At 38.5% G+C, this 19931-nt stretch carries 14 protein-coding genes; 8 read left to right on the top strand and 6 right to left on the bottom strand.

Going from position 1 to position 19931, the window contains the following annotated elements; translation table 11 throughout:
- Positions 1-164: 164 nt before the first annotated feature.
- The 3 genes from PYW34_RS11115 to PYW34_RS11105 are packed head-to-tail and all read left to right on the top strand — an operon-like array spanning position 165 to position 3944.
- Positions 165-779, top strand: coding sequence for a DUF624 domain-containing protein (locus tag PYW34_RS11115; protein WP_002285975.1), 615 nt, complete (start codon positions 165-167; stop codon positions 777-779).
- Positions 772-2496 (top strand): sensor histidine kinase, encoded by a 1725-nt coding sequence (locus PYW34_RS11110; RefSeq protein WP_002285976.1) that lies wholly within the window; start codon positions 772-774, stop codon positions 2494-2496. The genes PYW34_RS11115 and PYW34_RS11110 overlap by 8 nt, the downstream gene beginning before the upstream one ends.
- Entirely contained in the window at positions 2493-3944 is a 1452-nt protein-coding gene (locus PYW34_RS11105) for a response regulator transcription factor (protein ID WP_002304851.1), read from the top strand. The genes PYW34_RS11110 and PYW34_RS11105 overlap by 4 nt, the downstream gene beginning before the upstream one ends.
- A gap of 472 nt (positions 3945-4416) precedes the next feature.
- On the opposite strand, the gene PYW34_RS11100 is transcribed toward PYW34_RS11105, so the two are convergent.
- Both PYW34_RS11100 and PYW34_RS11095 read right to left on the bottom strand, forming a co-directional pair.
- Positions 4417-6570 (bottom strand): GH92 family glycosyl hydrolase, encoded by a 2154-nt coding sequence (locus tag PYW34_RS11100; protein WP_002285980.1) that lies wholly within the window; start codon positions 6568-6570, stop codon positions 4417-4419.
- Position 6571: 1 nt separating this feature from the next.
- Positions 6572-7618 carry a GntR family transcriptional regulator gene (locus PYW34_RS11095; protein WP_002302559.1) on the bottom strand — a complete coding sequence of 349 codons (1047 nt, stop codon included), beginning with the start codon at positions 7616-7618 and terminating at the stop codon, positions 6572-6574.
- A 149-nt stretch (positions 7619-7767) separates the two neighbouring features.
- On the opposite strand from PYW34_RS11095, the gene PYW34_RS11090 reads away from it, so the two are divergent.
- Genes PYW34_RS11090 through PYW34_RS11080 form a run of 3 tightly spaced genes read left to right on the top strand, consistent with a single transcriptional unit; the run spans position 7768 to position 12614 of the window.
- Positions 7768-9057 (top strand): glycoside hydrolase family 125 protein, encoded by a 1290-nt coding sequence (locus PYW34_RS11090; protein WP_002294491.1) that lies wholly within the window; start codon positions 7768-7770, stop codon positions 9055-9057.
- A gap of 12 nt (positions 9058-9069) precedes the next feature.
- Entirely contained in the window at positions 9070-11772 is a 2703-nt protein-coding gene (locus tag PYW34_RS11085; RefSeq protein WP_002285985.1) for an alpha-mannosidase, read from the top strand.
- Positions 11757-12614, top strand: coding sequence for an ROK family protein (locus PYW34_RS11080; protein WP_002285988.1), 858 nt, complete (start codon positions 11757-11759; stop codon positions 12612-12614). The genes PYW34_RS11085 and PYW34_RS11080 overlap by 16 nt, the downstream gene beginning before the upstream one ends.
- A 70-nt stretch (positions 12615-12684) precedes the next feature.
- On the opposite strand, the gene PYW34_RS11075 is transcribed toward PYW34_RS11080, so the two are convergent.
- Positions 12685-13542 (bottom strand): RluA family pseudouridine synthase, encoded by an 858-nt coding sequence (locus PYW34_RS11075; protein WP_002285989.1) that lies wholly within the window; start codon positions 13540-13542, stop codon positions 12685-12687.
- 210 nt (positions 13543-13752) lie between these two features.
- Between PYW34_RS11075 and PYW34_RS11070 the strand changes: the two genes are divergently transcribed.
- Both PYW34_RS11070 and PYW34_RS11065 read left to right on the top strand, forming a co-directional pair.
- Positions 13753-15924 (top strand): PBP1A family penicillin-binding protein, encoded by a 2172-nt coding sequence (locus tag PYW34_RS11070; protein ID WP_002294492.1) that lies wholly within the window; start codon positions 13753-13755, stop codon positions 15922-15924.
- A gap of 67 nt (positions 15925-15991) precedes the next feature.
- Positions 15992-16333, top strand: coding sequence for a YlbF family regulator (locus PYW34_RS11065; protein WP_002285994.1), 342 nt, complete (start codon positions 15992-15994; stop codon positions 16331-16333).
- A 275-nt stretch (positions 16334-16608) separates the two neighbouring features.
- Here the strand turns inward: PYW34_RS11065 and PYW34_RS11060 are convergent, their stop codons facing one another.
- Genes PYW34_RS11060 through PYW34_RS11050 form a run of 3 tightly spaced genes read right to left on the bottom strand, consistent with a single transcriptional unit; the run spans position 16609 to position 19895 of the window.
- On the bottom strand, positions 16609-18363 hold the full coding sequence (locus PYW34_RS11060) for an ABC transporter ATP-binding protein (protein ID WP_002285995.1): 1755 nt from the start codon (positions 18361-18363) through the stop codon (positions 16609-16611).
- A gap of 10 nt (positions 18364-18373) precedes the next feature.
- Entirely contained in the window at positions 18374-19210 is an 837-nt protein-coding gene (locus PYW34_RS11055; RefSeq protein ID WP_002285996.1) for a sugar phosphate isomerase/epimerase family protein, read from the bottom strand.
- A gap of 1 nt (position 19211) precedes the next feature.
- Positions 19212-19895, bottom strand: a complete 684-nt coding sequence (locus PYW34_RS11050; RefSeq protein WP_002294493.1) for a rhamnogalacturonan acetylesterase — start codon at positions 19893-19895, stop codon at positions 19212-19214.
- Between the last annotated feature and the right edge of the window lie 36 nt (positions 19896-19931).

The raw sequence follows: 19931 nt of genomic DNA, 5'->3' as shown, positions 1-19931 counted from the left end.
TAAACGGTGTTCAATCAGCTGACCCTCGGTATTCGCTCACAAAACGACAAAATATGAGGAACTATTTTTCCGTTTGTTTCTCTAATAATCAGGTCAAGGTGCTGATTGCCCAACCTTTTTTTGTATAATGAGAAAGTATAAACTTAATGTTTGGAGGAGAAGATATGTTAGGGAAGGTTTTGGAAGAGTTATTTATCCGGATCTGGGTCATTATAAAACTAACCTTGTATTTCTGGATATATACATTTGCCGGCGGGATCATCTTTGGATTAGGTGCGGCATGGAAAACAGTCAATGAACTATTTTATTTGTACGGATTCGAGTATAAAGAAATCACAATAAAAAGAGGCTGGAATATATATAAAAGAAATTTTTTAAGAGGCAATCTGCTATTTAGTTTATTTTTATCTGGTACTGCTTTATTGAGTTACAATTTATATTTATCTGTTCAAATCAAAGGGCTCATTTTTTTAGCTATTGATTTTATTTTACTTTTTGCCTTGCTCTGCCTATTTGCTACTTATCAATACAGTATGATTTTAGATAGTGAATATACGATCTCTGTTCCTAATCTGCTAAAGCTAAGTTTTATTTCGGTTTTTTCCAGCTTTTCGTCTTTTCTAAAAATAATTATTGGTAGCGGTATAATTTTAGGCGTGACTTGGCAATTCAAAGGATTGATCCTGTTTGGTGTCATTGGTCTTTTGACGGTTTGGAATGGTACGATGACAACACATTGGCGTGAAGAATTAGATAAACAGTTGGAAAGTTATGAATAAGTTTCGGATTCTATTTTCAAAAGGAACCTTACTAAATCGTCTGTTGCGGAAATACGCGGTTATCATGATCGGTGTAACGATGACTGCTACCGTTATTTTTAGTATCCATACTTGGGAACAAAATCAAAAACAGGCAGAAAACATGACAAGTGATGCCGTTCAAAGCACAAGCAGAATGCTGAATGATAAAACAACCTTGAGTAGGATCATCAAAAACCAGCTTGTAGGGAATTCCGAAAAGATCGAAAATGTGACGACCTACTTAACAAAACCCATAGATCAGTATCTGATGTATGTATACGAACAGCAAAACAGTACCGATGAATTAGTTTCTTTCCCAAATCAAATCAAAGATCTCTACGCAAATTATGAAGAACTAAGTGCGATATATATCGTGTTGAATCAACTACCGGAGTATTATGAATCTTCTAGAGAAAACAAAGGTGGGGAAATAAAAAAGGGGACACCAAAATTACTAGACGCCTTTTATATCAAGTTGCCTATCACACAAGGAGGAGCTGAGTCAGGAAGTATTTTTATTGGTTTTCAAAAGAAAGAACTAGATATGATTTTAGAAAATCTAACGTCATTCAATGGACTCTCTTTATACATGATTTCTGGAACGACAAATCGACTATACACATTCCATGATAATAAAATAGCTAAAGAAACGTTTGAAAGACAAGAAATGATCATCACAGAGAGTCTGAAGAAAAATTCACAATTGCCGATTGACGATCTGGAAAAAAACAATTTTGTTCAACACCAAGAACTGTCTGATGATTATCGTATATTAGCTGTACTAGATAAAAAAAGTGTAAAAATCGAAACGGGAAAAAATCTTGCCCCGCTGATCATTGGTATCATTATTTTAGACAATATACTGCTTATCTTTCTTTATAAAACATTCAAACGATATTCACAGCAAGTATCTATCGTCATGCAGGCCATGGATCAAACAGCAGCAGGGAATTTAGAGACGCGGATCGACATAACAAACACGGAATATGAACTGAAGGAACTTTCAATCGGTATCAACGAAATGTTGGATAGCATCAATCAGTTTGTAGAAGACATCTACAAATTAGAAATCAAACAGCAAGACGCACATATGCGGGCGCTTCAAGCACAGATCAATCCACACTTTTTATATAATACATTAGAATATATCCGAATGTATGCAATCAGCGAAGGAAGTGAAGAATTAGCAGATGTTGTGTATGCGTTTTCCGCTTTGCTTCGAAACAATACGAATCAAGAGAAAACGATCACTTTAAAAGAAGAACTGGACTTTTGCGAAAAATATGTCTATTTGTATCAAATGCGTTATCCTAATCGAGTAGCCTATCATTTTATGATCGATCCTGATTTGGAAAAGATCGAAGTACCTAAATTTGTGATCCAGCCATTAGTTGAAAATTATTTTAAACACGGTATTGATTTTACTCGATTCGATAATGCGCTAAGTGTCAAAGTCTTGCAGGAAGGCAAACGGGTAAGGATCATCATCAAAGATAATGGAAAAGGGATGACTGAAAAACGGCTAAAACAGATTGAAGAAAAACTGTCTCATCCTAAAGTGGAACTTCACGGTTCTATCGGTCTGCAAAACGTGAATGAACGTTTACGTGCCAGCTTCGGCAGCAGTTATTATATGTCGCTTGAGAATAATGAGACAGGTGGACTGACCGTTTCTATTACATTCAAGGAGGGATGAGCGTGTATCAAGTGTTATTGGTAGATGATGAATACATGATTTTGAATGGGTTAAAAAAGATAATTGATTGGCAAAGTTTAGGCTTTCAAATAGTAGCAACAGCAGAGAATGCCAAAGAAGGACTAGCTGTACTTGAACAGCGACAGATTGATTTAGTAGTAACGGATGTGACAATGCCAGAAATAAATGGACTGGAATTTATTGAAGCGGCTCAAAAAGAACGTCATAATTTTGAATTTATGATTTTATCAGGATACCAAGAATTCGATTATTTGAAAGGAGGTATGCAATTAGGCGCCGTGAATTATTTGATGAAACCCGTGAATAAGTTCGAATTGGTTGAAAGCCTCAAGAAAATCAAAACACGGTTAGATCAGCAAAATGAACAAAAAAATCAACAAGAAATCTATCAAGAACTGTTATTCAGTCAATGGTTGAATGAAGAATTGGATGAAATAAGTGAAGAAGAAATAATAGGACAAATAAGTGAGAAGCAGCATAGGATAGTATTGATTCAACTGGCAAGAACTCATGATACTCTTATCAATAGATGGTTGCAAGAACGGCAACAAATCTTTTACTATCAACGAAATTACGGAGACCGTGTATTGATCACGTTGTTGTTGGAGGCAGATGAAGTTGATGGCTTCTGTTGTTTTGTTCAAGAAAACTTTCCTGATCAGGAATGGCTGATCAGTATCGGGGAAGAGACAGATTCTTTGGACAAAATCCCTGAAACATTCCAACAAGCGAAAGACAATCTACAGTTGCATCAATTTTATGGAGATAAAGACGAGCATGTTTTTTACGCAGTACAAGCAGAAACAAAAGATCAAACCATCGATTTTTCAAGTTTCAGACGCGTGCTGCAAAATAAACAATTGGAAGTCGCTCAAAAAATGATCACTGATTTTTTTGAACAGTTTCAGTTAGCAGCCATGATGCCGGAAGATATACGATATTCCAGTTTTTTACTGTTTATGGAGATTCAACGGGAATTGATTGATCTGGAAGATGAGGAATATTTACAAGGAATCGAAAAAATCCATCAGGCAAAAACGGTGCAAGAACTTCAGCAGCTACTTCTGTCATTCATCAAAAAGCATCAGAGACAGAAAAAGTACAGTGACAATGTGGAAAAAGTAATCGTAATCCTGCACCAGCATTATCAAGAACCACTTACACTCAAAGAAGTGTCAGAAAACCTGCATTTAAATGTCATGTATCTAGGACAGCTGTTCAAAAAAGAAACGAAAAAAAGTTTTTCAGCTTATTTGAACCATTTACGTATGGAAAAAGCGAAACAACTGCTTTTGCACAGTAATCAAAACATCAATGAGATAGCAAGTGAGATTGGCTACAACAACACCACGTATTTCTCTAAATTATTCAAGAAAATCGTCGGCAGATCCCCTAAAGAGTACCGAGAAAACAGTGGAGAATCATAAAAAAAAAAGCCAATGTAATGAAATAACTTATAAAAAATTGTCTAGAAATCTAATTTTGGGCTGTTCTTATTACTTGAGGCAAGGCAGCTTTTTCATGACCTCTCGATAAACGGAGTTCAAAAGCCAGTTTCTCGGTATTAAGCCAAATTTATGCAAAAATGTGGAAAGCCATTTTCACAAAATTTTTCTTAATACTCGAAACTAAACAGCTTTTTCACGACCTCTCCACTAAATGGTGTTCAATCAGCTGACCCTCGGTATTAGCTCAAAAAATGGCAAAATATGAGGAACTATTTTGCCATTTGTCTCTCTAATACTCAGGTCAGAACGCTGATTTCACAACCTCTCAATAAACGGTGTTCAAAAGCTTGCATCTGCGGTAATAAGACCAACCAAACGAAAAATATGAGGATCTATTTTTGCTTGGCTGTTCTTATTACTTGATGCAGGACAGCTTTTTCACAACCTCTTGTTAATTATAGTTTGATAAGGAAAAAGGCAAATCTTTTGCTTGATATTTCTTAGGGTGAGGGATGATCCCTAATTGGTAAGAGATCGTGCCGCCTTTCAGCAAATCTTGATGGGTAAAATATAATTTCGTATATTCTTTGTCCATCCGTTTGATTTTATGGATAAATTGTTGCTGCGGCCGATTAGGCGTTGCTTCAATCGTCAATTCCTTTCCATTTGACAAAAGCAAAACAGCCTTGTCAATTAATGGCATACCGATAACATATTCACCGGTTCCAGGCGTGACAGGATAAAATCCCAGACTATTGAAGATATACCAAGCGGCCATACTTCCATTGTCCTCATCTCCAGGGTAACCCATTGGAGAATCGTCGAAGGTCTGAGTCATCAACTGTTTAAGCAGTGGCTGTGCCATTTCAGGTTGTCCTATATAACTGAACAAGTAAGGATAGTGAAAACTTGGCTGGTTTGAAATAGCTAATTGTCCAAATTCTATCGCGGCCATCTCACTCATTTCGTGGATCTCAAAACCATATCCTCCTGGGTCAAACGTTGGGGGCTGATTGCACAGCTCAATGAGTTTTTCTTTATATCTCTCACTGCCACCATATTTTCCGATCAGTCCTGAAAAATCGTGATAAACAGCAAAGCTGCTTTGCCAAGCACTTCCTTCTGCATAATCTTGTCCCCAACGATTAGCTGAAAATGGTTCTCTGAACTTGCCATCTTTATCTTTTGAACGCATAAATCCTGACTCATAGTCAAAGATATTTTGATAGTTCAATGATTGCTGCTGATATTTCTTCGTCATTTCCTCTTCTTCTAGTACCTTGGCAACTTGGCTAATACAAAAATCGCTATAAGCATAGTCTAATGTGTGATTGACTGATTCGTGGTAGTGATTAGGAACATAGCCATATGTCAAGTAATCTTCTGTTCCTTGGCGTCCATAATTTGGATGTTTGCTTTGAACCGTAGCACCTTTTTCCATTGCCGTTAGAAATTCAGGCATCAAGTCTCGTCGGATATCTTTTACAGCAGCATCTGCAATGACCGCATCGATCAATGTCCCAGGCATAAGTCCACGTTCATCAGGAGACAGCCATTTTGGCAAATAGCCACTTTCTCTATAGCTGTTCAAAAAACCTTCCAGCATTTCTTCGTATTTTTCTACAGCAATCAAAGAATAAAGAGGATAAACCGTTTTATACGTATCCCAAAACCCATTATTTGTATAGAGAACACCAGGTTTTATAGATCGACTAGTCGTATCATAGTGGATTTTTTGCCCACTAGGATCAATTTCATAAAATGTTTGTGGAAATAAAAACACCCGATATAAATTATGATAAAACGTCCGCAATTGTTGTTGATCATGGTGTGTGAGCTGTATACGATCAAAATAGGACTGCCATTGTTCTTGACTGTGAGCAAGGTAAGTCTCTTTGCTTTGGTTTTGTTCTAGTTCCAGGTTATAAGCTGCTTGTTCCGAGCTGATAAAAGATGTCCCAAATCGGATAGTTTGTTTTTTTGTCTGTTCAAAATACAACGGGATCGAGTCGCTATTTTTGTTGGAAACAGCTAACTCATCAATTGTTAAAGGATATTCAAATCTCAATATAAAATAAAAAGAAAAATCAGGATCTTCTGAACCAGCAAAATGTGTGATTTTTCCTTCCACTGTGTAAGGATCTATAACAAAGAGCTGATGGCGTCCCGGAAAGGATAAAAGTAAACCGCTGTCATTTTTGCTGTAATCAATAGATAAGATTCCGCCATACATGCTAGGTATCAATGTAGAACAGATGCCATAACGTAATTGACAGATCGACAGATGAGTCGGGCAAAATATACTTTCTTCTGGGCGGTAAGAACTTTGAGCATGGAAAAGGGTGTTCTCCTGTAGTTTTCCATTGATCGGCGTAAACAGCATATGACTGAAATCACCCATCCAAGGACTTGGTTGATGGGTAAGACGGTAGCCTTGAAAAACGCGGTCATCAGGATGAAACCACCAGCTGCCGTTTTGATCCGTAGTTTGCGGTGCAAAATAATTCATCCCAAAAGGAACGCCAGTATAAGGCTGGCAGTTCCCATTAGAGAAATTTGGCTGATTCGCTGTTGCATGTCTAGTATCTATTTGACCGATATTCATTTTATTTCTCCTTTGTTGATTGTCTTTTGATGAATGAAACTGGAAATTTACTATCGGATGGTCGATCTTTTGTCTCTAACCAAGTGACCAAAGCATCTCCCGCAAGCTTACCTAACTGTTCAAAATCTTGTGCGATGGTTGTCAGTGGCGGGTCAACAAGAGCTGCTGCTTGGATATCATCAAATCCGATAATTGAAAAATCTTCAGGGATATGATAACCATGCTGTCTCAAGAGATTCATGGTCTGGATAGCGACAACATCGTTTTCACAAACAAAAGCAGTTACTTCATACTTAGTGATATAAGAAAGCAATTCATCTAATGTCGCGCTTTTGTCATCCAGTGAAGTGTGGAAAGTCAAACCAGCTTTGTCCAATGCTTCAAGGTAACCAAGGTAACGCTGTCGAACGGATTGTGGATGAGTCTGCGTACCAAACAAATAAGCGATTTTTGAATGTCCCTGTTCGATCAAATAAGAGGCAGCAAGCGCACCGCCTTGGAAATTATCGGAAAGAACGGTAGGAAAAGGTAACTCATAGATTTTTTTATCTAATATGACGACAGGGAATTCTTTCAATGAAAGCTCAAAAAGTAAGTCAAGATGTTGTTCTGTATCAAGAGCATAATAAATCAATCCGTCAAATTCATTGATTAGCTCTTTTGCTGTTTTATTTTGTAGAAAGTCAAGCGTCGTCATCATGACATCAATCTGTTTATCTTGCATCACAGGGTTCAATCCCTTGCTAAAATCACCAACAGACAAATCAGCGACATATGGAAGAAGAAACAGAATCCGTCGTGTTTTTGTAGGAGAAGCAAGAATCTGTTCCGGAGAAGCGGATTTAACGAAACTGCCTTTCCCGCGAACGCGATAAATAAGTCCTAATTGCTCTAATTCAGTCAATGCACGTTTGGAAGTGATTCTGCTTACTTTATAGGTACGTGAAAGTTCTTTTTCAGTTGGTAGTTGGCTGTCTACAGGTAATTCACCAGTTAAAATAGCCGTTTGCAAATCATTAAATATTGTCTGGTACAATGGTTGAGTCATATAAACACCTCTTAATGATATATCATATTCAAATAATACCATAATGGATGAAAAAGTAAATAAAAAGATATTTTTTGAAAGCGTAGACATAATTGGCTGTATGAAGTATAATCTTTAAAGATATATCAAATAGAAAGAAGGTTTTATTAGTGGTTTATAAAGATATACCAAAATCGGTGCAGAAATTTATGGAAGATATCACACAAAAATGTGGGGATATCCATGCGGACTGGGCAAAGAATTTTACAGCAGCATTTGCCAATACTCTGTTGACAACAGTCAAAAAGCAAAATGACGGAACCACCTTTTTATTGACGGGAGACATTCCAGCGATGTGGTTAAGAGACTCTACTGCACAAGTTCGTCCTTATTTAGTGATTGCAAAAGAAGATGAGGAATTAGCTGACATGATCAGCGGGTTAGTCAAAAAGCAATTTTTTTATATCAATATCGATCCATATGCGAATGCCTTCAACGAAGAAGCTAACGGTGCTGGCCACCAAACAGATCATACAAAAATGAACGATTGGATCTGGGAAAGAAAATATGAAATTGATTCTTTATGCTACCCAATACAGTTGGCCTATCTTCTTTACAAAAATACAGGAAAAACTGATCAATTCAATCAATCTTTTATTGAAGGTATCAAAAAAATCTTGGACGTGTTCAAAACAGAGCAAGATCATGAACACTCTCCTTATACATTTGTACGAGACACGACAAGAAAAGAAGATACGCTGATCAATGACGGGCGAGGTGCAAAAACAGCTTTTACAGGAATGACATGGTCTGGTTTCCGTCCTAGCGATGATGCTTGCCGTTATGGATATCTGGTACCATCCAATATGTTTGCGGTGGTCGTGTTAGGTTATGTGGAAGAAATTTTTCAAACGATACTCGATGATAAAGAAATTGTACAGCAAACACAGAAATTGAAGAAAGAGATCCAAGAGGGGATTCAGAATCACGGACGAACGGTTAATCAAAAAGGGCAAACGATTTATGCATATGAAGTAGATGGAATGGGAAACGCCACAGTCATGGATGACAGTAATGTGCCCAATCTGATCGCCGCACCTTACTTGGGATATTGTTCTGAACAAGAGGAAGATTATCTGCAAACAAGAAGAACATTGTTGAGTAAAGAAAATCCATATTTCTATGAAGGAAAGTACGCAAAAGGAATTGGATCCTCCCATACGCCAGAAAAATACGTTTGGCCGATTGCATTAGCTATGGAAGGAATGACAACGTCAGACAAATCTGAAAAAGAGCGGATATTGAATTTACTTGTAGCAACTGACGCAGGAACACACCTTATGCACGAAGGATTCGATGTGAACAATCCTGAAAATTATACGAGAGAATGGTTTTCTTGGGCAAATATGATGTTTTGCGAATTAGTCATGGATTACTTTGATATTAGAGTAGAAAAGTAGGAGGTATCGTAAATGAAAAAGAAAGTATATATCATTTCTCATAGCCACTGGGATCGTGAATGGTACATGGCTTACGAACAGCATCACATGCGACTGATTGAATTGATAGACGATCTACTAGAGCTATTTGAAGTTGATCCGTCCTTCAACAGTTTTCATTTGGATGGGCAAACGATTATTTTAGATGACTATCTTCAAGTAAGGCCAGAAAAAAGACAGGCAATCCAACAAGCAATCAATGAAGGAAAATTGAGAATTGGACCATTTTATATCTTGCAAGATGATTTTCTTATCAGCTCGGAATCGAACGTGAGAAATATGCTGATTGGCATGGAAGAAAGCCGTAAATGGGGAACCCCTGTCATGTTAGGCTATTTTCCCGATACATTTGGAAATATGGGACAGACGCCTCAATTAATGAAACAAGCTGGTATTTCAGCAGCAGCGTTTGGCCGTGGTGTAAAACCAATTGGCTTTGATAATCAAGTTTTGGAAGCAGAAAACTATTCTTCCCAATACTCAGAGATGTGGTGGAAAGGACCTGATCAAACAGCAATCTTTGGTCTGCTATTTGCCAATTGGTATAGCAACGGGAATGAGATTCCAGTAGAAAAAGAAGCAGCTCTTGCCTTTTGGAAGCAAAAATTAGCGGATGCAGAACAATATGCCTCTACGAACCACTTATTGATGATGAATGGTGTTGATCATCAACCGGTACAAAAAGATATATCAAAAGCAATCCATCTCGCAAATGAACTGTTTCCAGATTACGAGTTTATTCATTCTAATTTTACTGACTATCTGGAAGCAGTTCAAAAAGATGTGCCAGAAGACTTAGGCTCAGTAGAAGGAGAATTGACAAGTCAAGAAACGGATGGCTGGTATACTTTAGCCAATACAGCATCTGCTCGGGTTTACTTAAAACAATGGAATACCAAGGTCCAGCGACAGCTAGAAAATATTACAGAACCACTTGCGACGATGGCTTATGAAGTTAGTGGAAACTATCCCCATGATCAATTAGATTATGCTTGGAAGACATTAATGCAAAATCATCCTCACGACAGTATTTGCGGTTGTTCAGTCGATTCTGTCCATCGGGAAATGATACCTCGTTTTGAAAAAGCAGATGAAGTTGGAAAGTATCTTGCACAAGATTCCTTAGAACAGCTGACCGCAGCAATCGATACGACCGGATTCCCAAAAGACAGCTTTCCATTTGTCATTGTAAATACTGCAGGAATGGATAAAACTGGTGAAGCAGAAATAACCATCGAATTAGAAAGAAAAAGATTCGCTGAAGGAATACCTGAACAACTATATCAAGAGTTAGAAAATTTGCCTAAACGTAAGTATCATGTAGAAACAAAAAGTGGGGCCACTATACCAGCTATTTTATCTGAAGAAACTGTCCAATTTGGTTATGATTTGCCGAAAGACCGTTTCCGTGTGCCATATATGGCAAGAATGATCAAAGTGACTTTACCATTAGAAAACATGCCAGCATTTTCTTGGGAAACATTCGCGCTTGTAGAAGGGGAAGCGAAAGCAGAAGAAAAGGAAACAATGATTCATCAGAGTGGACGAATCATCGAAAACGGCCCTCTACATTTGACGATTGAAAAAAATGGTACCATTACAATGGAAGATCGCAAAAACAAACGAAAGTTGAATAATCTGCATATTTTTGAAGATATCGGCGATATAGGAAATGAGTATATCTTTAAACAACCTTTCTGTGATCAGCCAATCCTATCCAGTAACAAAGAAAACTCTGAAGTAAAAGTATTAGTAGATACACCGGAAATAGCAAAAATAAGTATTCTACAGGAAATGGAAATCCCTGTTTCTGCAGACGAGCGTTTAGAAAAAGAACAGCAGATGGTTGTGGAATTTCGTTATCGAAAAGCAGAACGATCCAAAGAAAAACGAATCCTTCAAATAAAAACAATCATGACAATCAGAAAAGATAGTAAAAAAATCGACTTTGAAACGACTCTCGACAATCAGATGAAAGATCATCGCTTACGTGTCTTGTTTCCTACAAAGTTACATGTGGAACATCACGAAGCAGATAGTATTTTTGAAGTGGTGAAGCGCCCAAACCATGTGTCTAAAAGTTGGGAAAACCCCACGAATCCGCAACATCAGCAAGCATTTGTCAATATTCATGATGAAGAGTACGGTGTAACAGTCGGAAACTTTGGTTTGAATGAATATGAAGTAACAGAAGACGGACAAATCGCAGTGACGCTACTTCGCAGTGTGGGAGAACTAGGCGATTGGGGATATTTTCCAACACCAGAAGCACAGTGTCTAGGTGAGCATCGGTTCAATTACAGCATTGAACTACATGGACCAGAAGAAAAATTCTCTACTTATTTGCATGCATACGCAGCACAGATTCCTTTTTCCACTCAACAAATCAAACATCATGAAGGAACATTGATTTCAAAACAACAATATTTAACGATAAAAAGTGAAACGTTTGCAATTACAGCTTTGAAACGCAGCAAGTTTAGTGATAAAGTAGTAGTAAGAGGTTTCAATATGTCTAGTCATTTAGAAAAATTGGAAATAACTAAAGACAATGGAAAAACTGTCATATTGAATCTGCTTGAAGAACCAACGAAGCAAGCGGTTGTCCCAATAATCCAACCTTATGAGATTCGGACAATCGGATTCGAGGAGGAAAACGAATGTATGGCGGAATAGAAGCAGGCGGAACAAAATTTGTGTGTGCGGTTTCAGATGGTGGAGAAATTTTAGAAAAATTAAGTATCCCTACCACAACACCAGAAGAAACATTGGATCAGGTATTTGAATTTTTTGATCGTTATGAATTGAAGGGAATCGGGATTGGCTCATTCGGCCCGATTGGTATCGACAAAACAAAAGATAATTACGGATACGTTTTGGCAACTCCCAAAAAAGGGTGGGCACAATTCGATTTTCTTGGCACAATCAAGGAACGCTACAATATTCCTGCTGCTTGGACAACGGATGTCAATGCTGCTGCATATGGGGAATTGAAGCAAGGAGCAGCACAAGGAAAAAATAGTTGTATTTACCTTACCGTGGGAACAGGAATCGGTGCAGGTGTCGTGATCAATGAAGAAATTTTTTCAGGGATCGCACATCCTGAAATGGGACATATTTGGGTGAAACGCCATCCAGATGACCATTATGAAGGTACTTGTCCTTATCATAAAGATTGTTTAGAAGGATTAGCAGCAGGACCGTCTATTGAGGCACGCACAGGGATCAAAGGGCAAGATCTGCCGCAAGATCATCCTGTTTGGGCTATTCAGGCTTATTATATTGCTCAAGCACTGATCAACTATACGTTGACGTTAGCACCTGAAAAGATTATTTTAGGCGGTGGGGTAATGAATCAGGATCATCTCCTTCAAAAAATCCGTCAGCAATTTGTTGAATTGATGGGTGGTTATATGGAAACACCTCAAGTAAGTGAATATATCGTTCGTTGGGGACTGCCGAATGAAAGTGGGATTATCGGTAGTTTGCTGTTAGCAGAACACGAACATCAAAAGTAAGCAGACAAATTACACAAAAAGAACAGAGTCTTATCATTATCTGCTGATAAGACTCTGTTCTTTTTTATTTCTATTCCCATAATCCAGGTAAAGCTTTACCGACTATTTTTTCTTGAGTAAATGGATGGATCATGTGCAGTTCTAATGCATGGAGCATCAGTCGTTCAGCTGTTCTATTTTGGTAGAGAGGGTCTCCAACGATCGGATGTCCCTTATGAGCTAAATGAACTCTGATCTGGTGTGTACGTCCGGTTTCCAAAACACAATAGACTTGTGTTTGTTCAGAAAGTACTTTGTTGACAGTGACATGTGTCAAGGCGCTCTGACCATTTTTATCATCTACGACCCTTTTTCTCCGATCATGGCGATCTCGTCCAATTTTATTGGTGATGGTCATATCTTTGGCAATTTCTCCCCATACGATGGCTTGATATCTCCGATAGATCATTTTTTGTTCCAACATTCTTCCAAGTATCGGCAAGACAAATGGATTTTTTGCAAATAAAACGGCACCGCTTGTTTCTTTGTCCAAGCGGTGGACAACGTAAGGTCGTTGCTGTTTAGTGTCGAGATAAGCAGCTAAATGATTGAGTAAGGTACTGTTTTCTGTCGGTTCATTTGGATGAGTCTTCATTCCTGCAGGCTTATCCACTATAATCAAATGCTCATCTTCATATAAAACACGGATGTGCTTCGCATCTCCTAATTGAACTTCTTGATAATTATAATCTGTTTCTTCGAATAACAATGTGATCTGGTCATTGCCCTTTACTTCATGATGGAACAAAGCAGGTTGTTGATTGATCCAAACGTTTTTACGTATACGCAAAAAGTGTCGAACCTTTCTAGGAACTAACCATTCCTTTTCAAGCAAGTCGCGAATTGTTGTTTCAGGATGGTTCATAGGTAAAGTGATCGTGATTTTCACAAGTGTACTCCTTTCAGTGCAATTGCAGACTAATTGTACCATTTTTAAAACATATTTAAGAAAAAACTTACATTTTTCTGTTCATTCTTATGTTACTCTACTTGCACTAACGTAAAAAAACATATTGAACTACAACTTAAGCAGGAAGAAAACACTCTTTCACTATGGTAAAATAAGACGATTGAATCAAATAGACAGGAGAAGAAGCAAATGGATTTTCAAAGCATTTTAGAAAAGATAAAAGCTGCTTTGATCAGTTTTTGGCGTTGGATCAGACCATATCTCGGACAATTCCATCGATGGCGAAAGCGCATCTGGAAAAAATATCATGTGAACAAATTGATTTTGCTGATTGGTTTGATCTGTGTCTTAGTGACAAGTATCTACCTCTTTATTTTAGCAAAACAAGCAAATGTCGAAACGTTAAAATCAGGATTAAGCCAATCGACAGTCATTTATGATAAGAAAAACGAAGAAGCTGGCACACTGTACGCCCAAAAAGGAACATATGTAGAATTAAACGCGATTTCTCCCTATATCCAAGATGCAGTAATCTCGACAGAAGATAGGAATTTTTACGAGCATCACGGGTTTGATATCAAAGGGATTGCCCGTGCAGCAGTCCGAATGGTCTTGTCTGGCGGAACATCAGGGGGCGGAGGAAGTACGATCACTCAGCAGCTTGCCAAAAATGCGTATCTGACATTAGACCAAACGTTTGATCGAAAAGCGAAGGAATTATTTTTGGCAATCGAGATCGAAAAGAAGTACAGCAAAGAAGAAATCTTGACCATGTATCTTAACAATGCCTATTTTGGCAACGGGGTATGGGGTGTCCAAGACGCTTCCAGAAAGTATTTTGGAGTAGATGCAACGAATGTTACGCTGTCTGAGGCTGCTACTTTGGCAGGAATGCTGAAAGGTCCTGGTATTTATAATCCGATCGATCACCCAAAAAATGCGAATGATCGGAAAAACACAGTACTAAGTGTAATGGAAGAAAACGGAAAAATCACAAAAGAACAAGAACAAGCAGAAAGCCAGACAGATATCAGCGCGTATCTTAATGACACATACGATAATTCAGATTCTGGTTATCGTTATCCTTATTATTTTGATGCAGTGATCGATGAAGCAGTTAACGAGTATGGTCTTGATGAAGAAGATGTCATGAATAAAGGCTATAAAATCTATACAGCTTTAGATCAGGATTATCAAAAGCAATTAGAAGCTACTTATCAAAACAGTGCATTATTCCCAGCAAATGCTTCAGATGGTGCCATGGTCCAATCTGCTTCAGTAGCTTTAGATCCGAATACAGGTGGTGTACAAGCACTAGTAGGACGAAGAGGAGATCATGTCTTTAGAGGATTCAGCTTTGCTACACAGATGCGTCGTTCACCAGGATCAACGATCAAACCATTAAGCGTATATACACCAGCACTGGAAGCTGGATACAAGCCTTCCAGTATCTTGAAAGACGAACCGCAAAGTTATTACGATGCGCATAATTTTGACGGGACATACCAAGGAGAAGTACCGATGTATCAAGCTGTTGCACAAAGTTTGAATTTGCCTGCTGTATGGCTTTTGCATGAGATCGGTTTACAAAAAGGATATGATAAAGCAGAAGAATTCGGCCTGCCTTTAGCAAAATCTGATAAGTATTATGGCTTAGCCCTTGGTGGACTGGAAAAAGGAGTATCTCCATTGATCATGGCGGGTGCTTACAGTGCATTTGCCAATGATGGTCAGATGTATACGCCGCATCTTATCACGAAAATCGTTGATTCGACTGGAGCGGTGATCGTCGATAACACAAACAAAAAACCAAAACAGGTCATATCAAAGGAAACAGCCGATGAAATGACCAGCATGCTTCTTGGTACATTTTCAAATGGAACAGCGGCTGCTGCGAATCCTGCAGGTTATACGATAGCAGGGAAAACAGGAACCACAGAAACTAATTTCGATGCCACAAAAGCAAATGACCAATGGATGATCGGTTACACGCCAGACGTAGTGATTTCGACATGGATGGGTTACGAAGAATCCAGCAAGCTGCACTATTTGGAAGGGACAAGTGGAAATGTTGTCGGGAAAGTCTTCAAATCAGCGGCAGAAGGCATCCTTCCGTATACTTCAAAAACAGGATTTAGTGTAGCAGATGCCTATGCCACAGGAGGACAAGTGGTAGCTGCAGATCAAGTTGGAAACACAGGAAATTCTAATGGAGAGTCTGGAAATTGGCAAGATAACTTGAATCAATATGGTGAACAAGCAAAAGAAGGGCTGAAAAACTTCGGCGATATGGTGAAAGAAGGCGTTCAGGGAATTGGTGAAGCGGCTAAAGACCTCTGGCGGAAATATCAAGGAGAGTAGCCCCTTTGAAAACGAATAACCCCATGTTACAATAGAGAGTAACTACTAAAAGAAAAGAGGGCATAACATGTCAAACATCTACGATAGCGCGAATCAAATCGAACGTGAGATCCGTGAATTACCAGAATTCAAAGCGTTGAAAGAAGCGTACGAGAAAGTACAAGCAAACGAAGAAGCACACAAACTGTTCAAAGACTTCCAAGCGATGCAAATCGAATTACAAGAAAAACAAATGAGTGGACAAGAGTTCAGCGACGAAGATGCAATGAAAGCACAAGAAATGGCTGTGAAAATCCAATCAGAAGAAGTAATCAATGACTTGATGCAAAAAGAGCAAGGCTTCAGTACAATCATCAATGACTTGAACCGTATCATCATGACACCAGTTCGCGACCTTTACAGCGAATAAAACTATTTTATGAAACAACAGAGGGTGTGAAAGAGACGTTCGGCCTTGAGCGATGACAAAATTGCTTCTTATTGCCGATAGGCTGTCTCTTGAACACCATTTACCAAGAGGTCGTGAGCCTACCGTTTAACTCTGAGTTACAAGGAACAATTTCAAAAAACAGCTTCTCATGTTTGATGACTATTGTGACTTGTGACCGAGGAGTTGGCAGGAGAACACCGTTTATTCAGAAATAGGAGCTACGACAAAAGTCTTGTCATAGCTCCTATTTTTTGTCATTCATTTTTCAAGCGGTAGAAATAGCCTTTTTGAGCTAACAGTTTTTCGTAAGTACCTATTTCAACGATTTTTCCTTCATCGATCACAACGATTTTATCTGCCTCTTTGATCGTTGAAAGCCGATGAGCCACAATAAAAGTAGTGGGTGTTTCTGTCAGGTAATTCAGGGCTTGCTGGATTTTTTTCTCTGACTGGTTATCTAAAGCTGAGGTTGCTTCATCTAGCAAAATGATTTTTGGCTGACGTATCAACGCTCGTGCAATGGAGATACGTTGCTTTTGGCCACCAGACAGCTTGTTGCCATGTTCGCCTACTAAGGTATCCAGACCATCAGGAAGCTGGTCAATCAGTGAAGAAAGTTGCGCAGCTTCGATGACTTCATCTAAACGTTCTTTTGATACGTTTTTCAAGCCATAAGTGATGTTCTCTTTGATCGAAGCGGAGAACAACAAAGTGGTTTGAGGAACAACGGCTAAATAATTTCGCACACTTCGCATATCCAGTTCATCCAAAGGCTGATCATCTAGAAAAATTTTTCCTGAAGTCGGCTGGATAAATCCAATCAATAAGTTAAGGAGTGTAGATTTTCCAGAGCCAGATGGCCCAACAAAAGCAATTGTTTCTCCAGCTTTCACCTCTAGAGAAAAATGATCGATAATCGGTTTGAGTGAGTCCGGATAAAGAAAAGAAACATCCTCAAAACGAAAATTTCCATCCAAATGTTGGATTTTTTTCTTACCGTGATAAGTTTCTACATCGCCAGCAATCAACAGTTCGCCAATAGAAGTGATAGATTCCATGCCTTTTGAAATCGTAGGAATCAGCGTGATCATTCCAGAAACGGAATTGACGATCGTCGTGAAATACGTCTGATACATCACGACATCGCCGGGTTGGATGCGCCCTTGTAAAGCTAATATCCCAGTGAAAATCAAACAAATCAGCTGAAATATCTGAAAACTAGCCCAGCTGACTGATCCGAAAACAGATTGCAGGATATCTAAGTGGAATCCTTTTTCATAGATTTGAGTAAAATGCTTATTTAAGCGAGTTGTTTCGTGTTTTTCTAACCCATGAGCTCGAGCAATCGGTGCTAATTCGATCACTTCGATCACTTTTGCAGAAGTCTCTTCCATTTCTTGCCTGAAGTCTGAGTTGGACTGTCTGATCCTTTTACGGAAAAAGAGAGTAACGAATGCGGCGAGAGGAACAGTCAATAAGAAAAACATGAAAACAACAGGACTTTTATAAAGCGTGATACCTAAAGCTACGAATAAATTGACAGCGATATTTAATCCGCTGACAAATACTTGAGAGGACAACGTTTGGATAGCTTCTACATCACGGATGATCTTTGACTGGATTCGTCCAGATTGCAATTCTTTTTGATAAGGAATAGATAGTTCTTGGATTTTCTTGATAAGGGTCGCTCTTAGTCCAGCTTCTACTTGACGGATCGAAGTGCTATGGTATTTTACATGAAAATAATTCGTCAATATATTTTGACCAATCAGACAAGCCATCAAAAAAGCGTTGAAATAAATGGCCTGCAACTGAGAAGAATCTTTCGATGAAGCTGCATTGATTACATTGGCAATAGCGATCGGCATTAACCAAGATGGAAGATGTTTGATAATAAAAAAGAGTCCTGACATGGCAAAACGCCAATAATTTCCCTGATAAAGATGCAGCAATGTCTGAAAAGCATTTGCATGATATTTTTGATAACTTTTCTGTATTCGTTCCTCCATAATCTTCTCCTTAACAATCTTGGTAAATAAACTGCAAGTGTTCTATTGCTTCAGGAACATAAATCTCAGGAGTAGCTTCAAGAGTGGCGTACATTAGAGGACGCTCATATTTGATATAATGCAGTACCGGGCGGAAATCTAAACAGCCCTTGCCAACAGGTACCATGCGGATCTTTCCATTTTCCATGATATAGTCTTTGAGATGAAGCGCTGTAATATAACCATGTAAATTGTCCAAGGCACCTCGGATCACTTTTTCCTGATCAGCATGATTTTCTTTATGCATCAAATTCGCACAATCTAAAATGATTTTTAAATTTGGTGAAGCTACTTCATCGATTAAACGTTTAGCTAACTGATAGTTATAGATTGGATGATTGATCCCTGCTTCAACAGCAACAGTTACGCCAAAATTTTCTGCATGAGCGACTAATTCAATGATAGAATTTCTGGCGATCTGATAAGCTTCTTCAGTAAAATTTTCTTTTGTGTAACCGACAGAGACACTACCGGTTTCCGTAGCAATCATCTTGGCTTGATAGGCAGAGCACAGAGCAATTTGCTGTTTGAAAGTTGCCAATGCTTGTGCACGAACTTCTTGATTTTTGCTGGATAGGTTGATATAGCATCCTAAAATGGAAAGTTCGATATTGTTTTTTTGGAAGTATTCACCAAAATAGGCAGCACTCCCAAGTGTCATGTCAGTTAATTTAAGTTGTTCAGGAAATGCTTTTTGTGGTGCAAATTGGATATGGGACAAGTGAAGCTGTGATACTTTTTGAACGATTTCTTCACGATTTCGAACATCTAAATCGTGGGCACGGATGCCTAAATTTAATGGAAACATCTCAAACTCCTTTTTGTAAATAATTAGCAAGAGGCAGACGGGATTCTTTTATCAATTCAACAATTATTCGGGCAACTTTATCAGCGCCTTCTGGACTAAAGTGGGTATTGTCTTTTAGTCCTTCTGGGTAATTTTTACAAGTATCAGGCATAAGATGCAGGTAGAATTTTTTTGTCTCTTCTTTTGAGAAGGTCTGGAACAATTCTTGTGATCTTGAGAACACATCTAAAAGAGGAATATGGTGTTTCTCAGCAAATGCACGCATCGCTTTTGGATAGTCTCCAAGTATATCTGGATTCAATGTTCCGTTTTCTAAGTAATCTCGTCGCGTCACAGATGTCAGTAAGACCATTTGGACGTTCGCTTTTTTTGCGCATTCAAAAAATATCTGCAGATTTTTTAAATAGCTACCGAAGGGAAGCGTACCTCTTTCTTCTTGGATTTTCTGGTCGTTATGTCCAAATTGTACAAATAAGAAATCATTCGGCTGAAACTGTGAAGCTAGACGGGCTAACCTTCCTTCCTGGATAAATGATTTGGTGCTGCGTCCATTCTTTGCTTGGTTATTGATCTGGATCTCGGGTGAAAAATAAGCAGAGATTTTTTCTCCCCAACCTGTCTCGGGACGCTTGTTTTCATCTTTTTCTGCCGCAGTAGAATCACCGGCAATATGGATAGTAGGCATGTTATCTCTTCTTTCATAAAGGTTTATAGGCAATGA

The sequence above is a fragment of the Enterococcus faecium genome (assembly GCF_029023785.1).
In the GTDB taxonomy this organism is placed as follows: Bacteria; Bacillota; Bacilli; order Lactobacillales; family Enterococcaceae; genus Enterococcus_B; species Enterococcus_B faecium.
The sequence above is the reverse complement of the archived record's forward strand: the minus strand, read 5'-3'. Positions and strand labels throughout refer to the sequence as shown.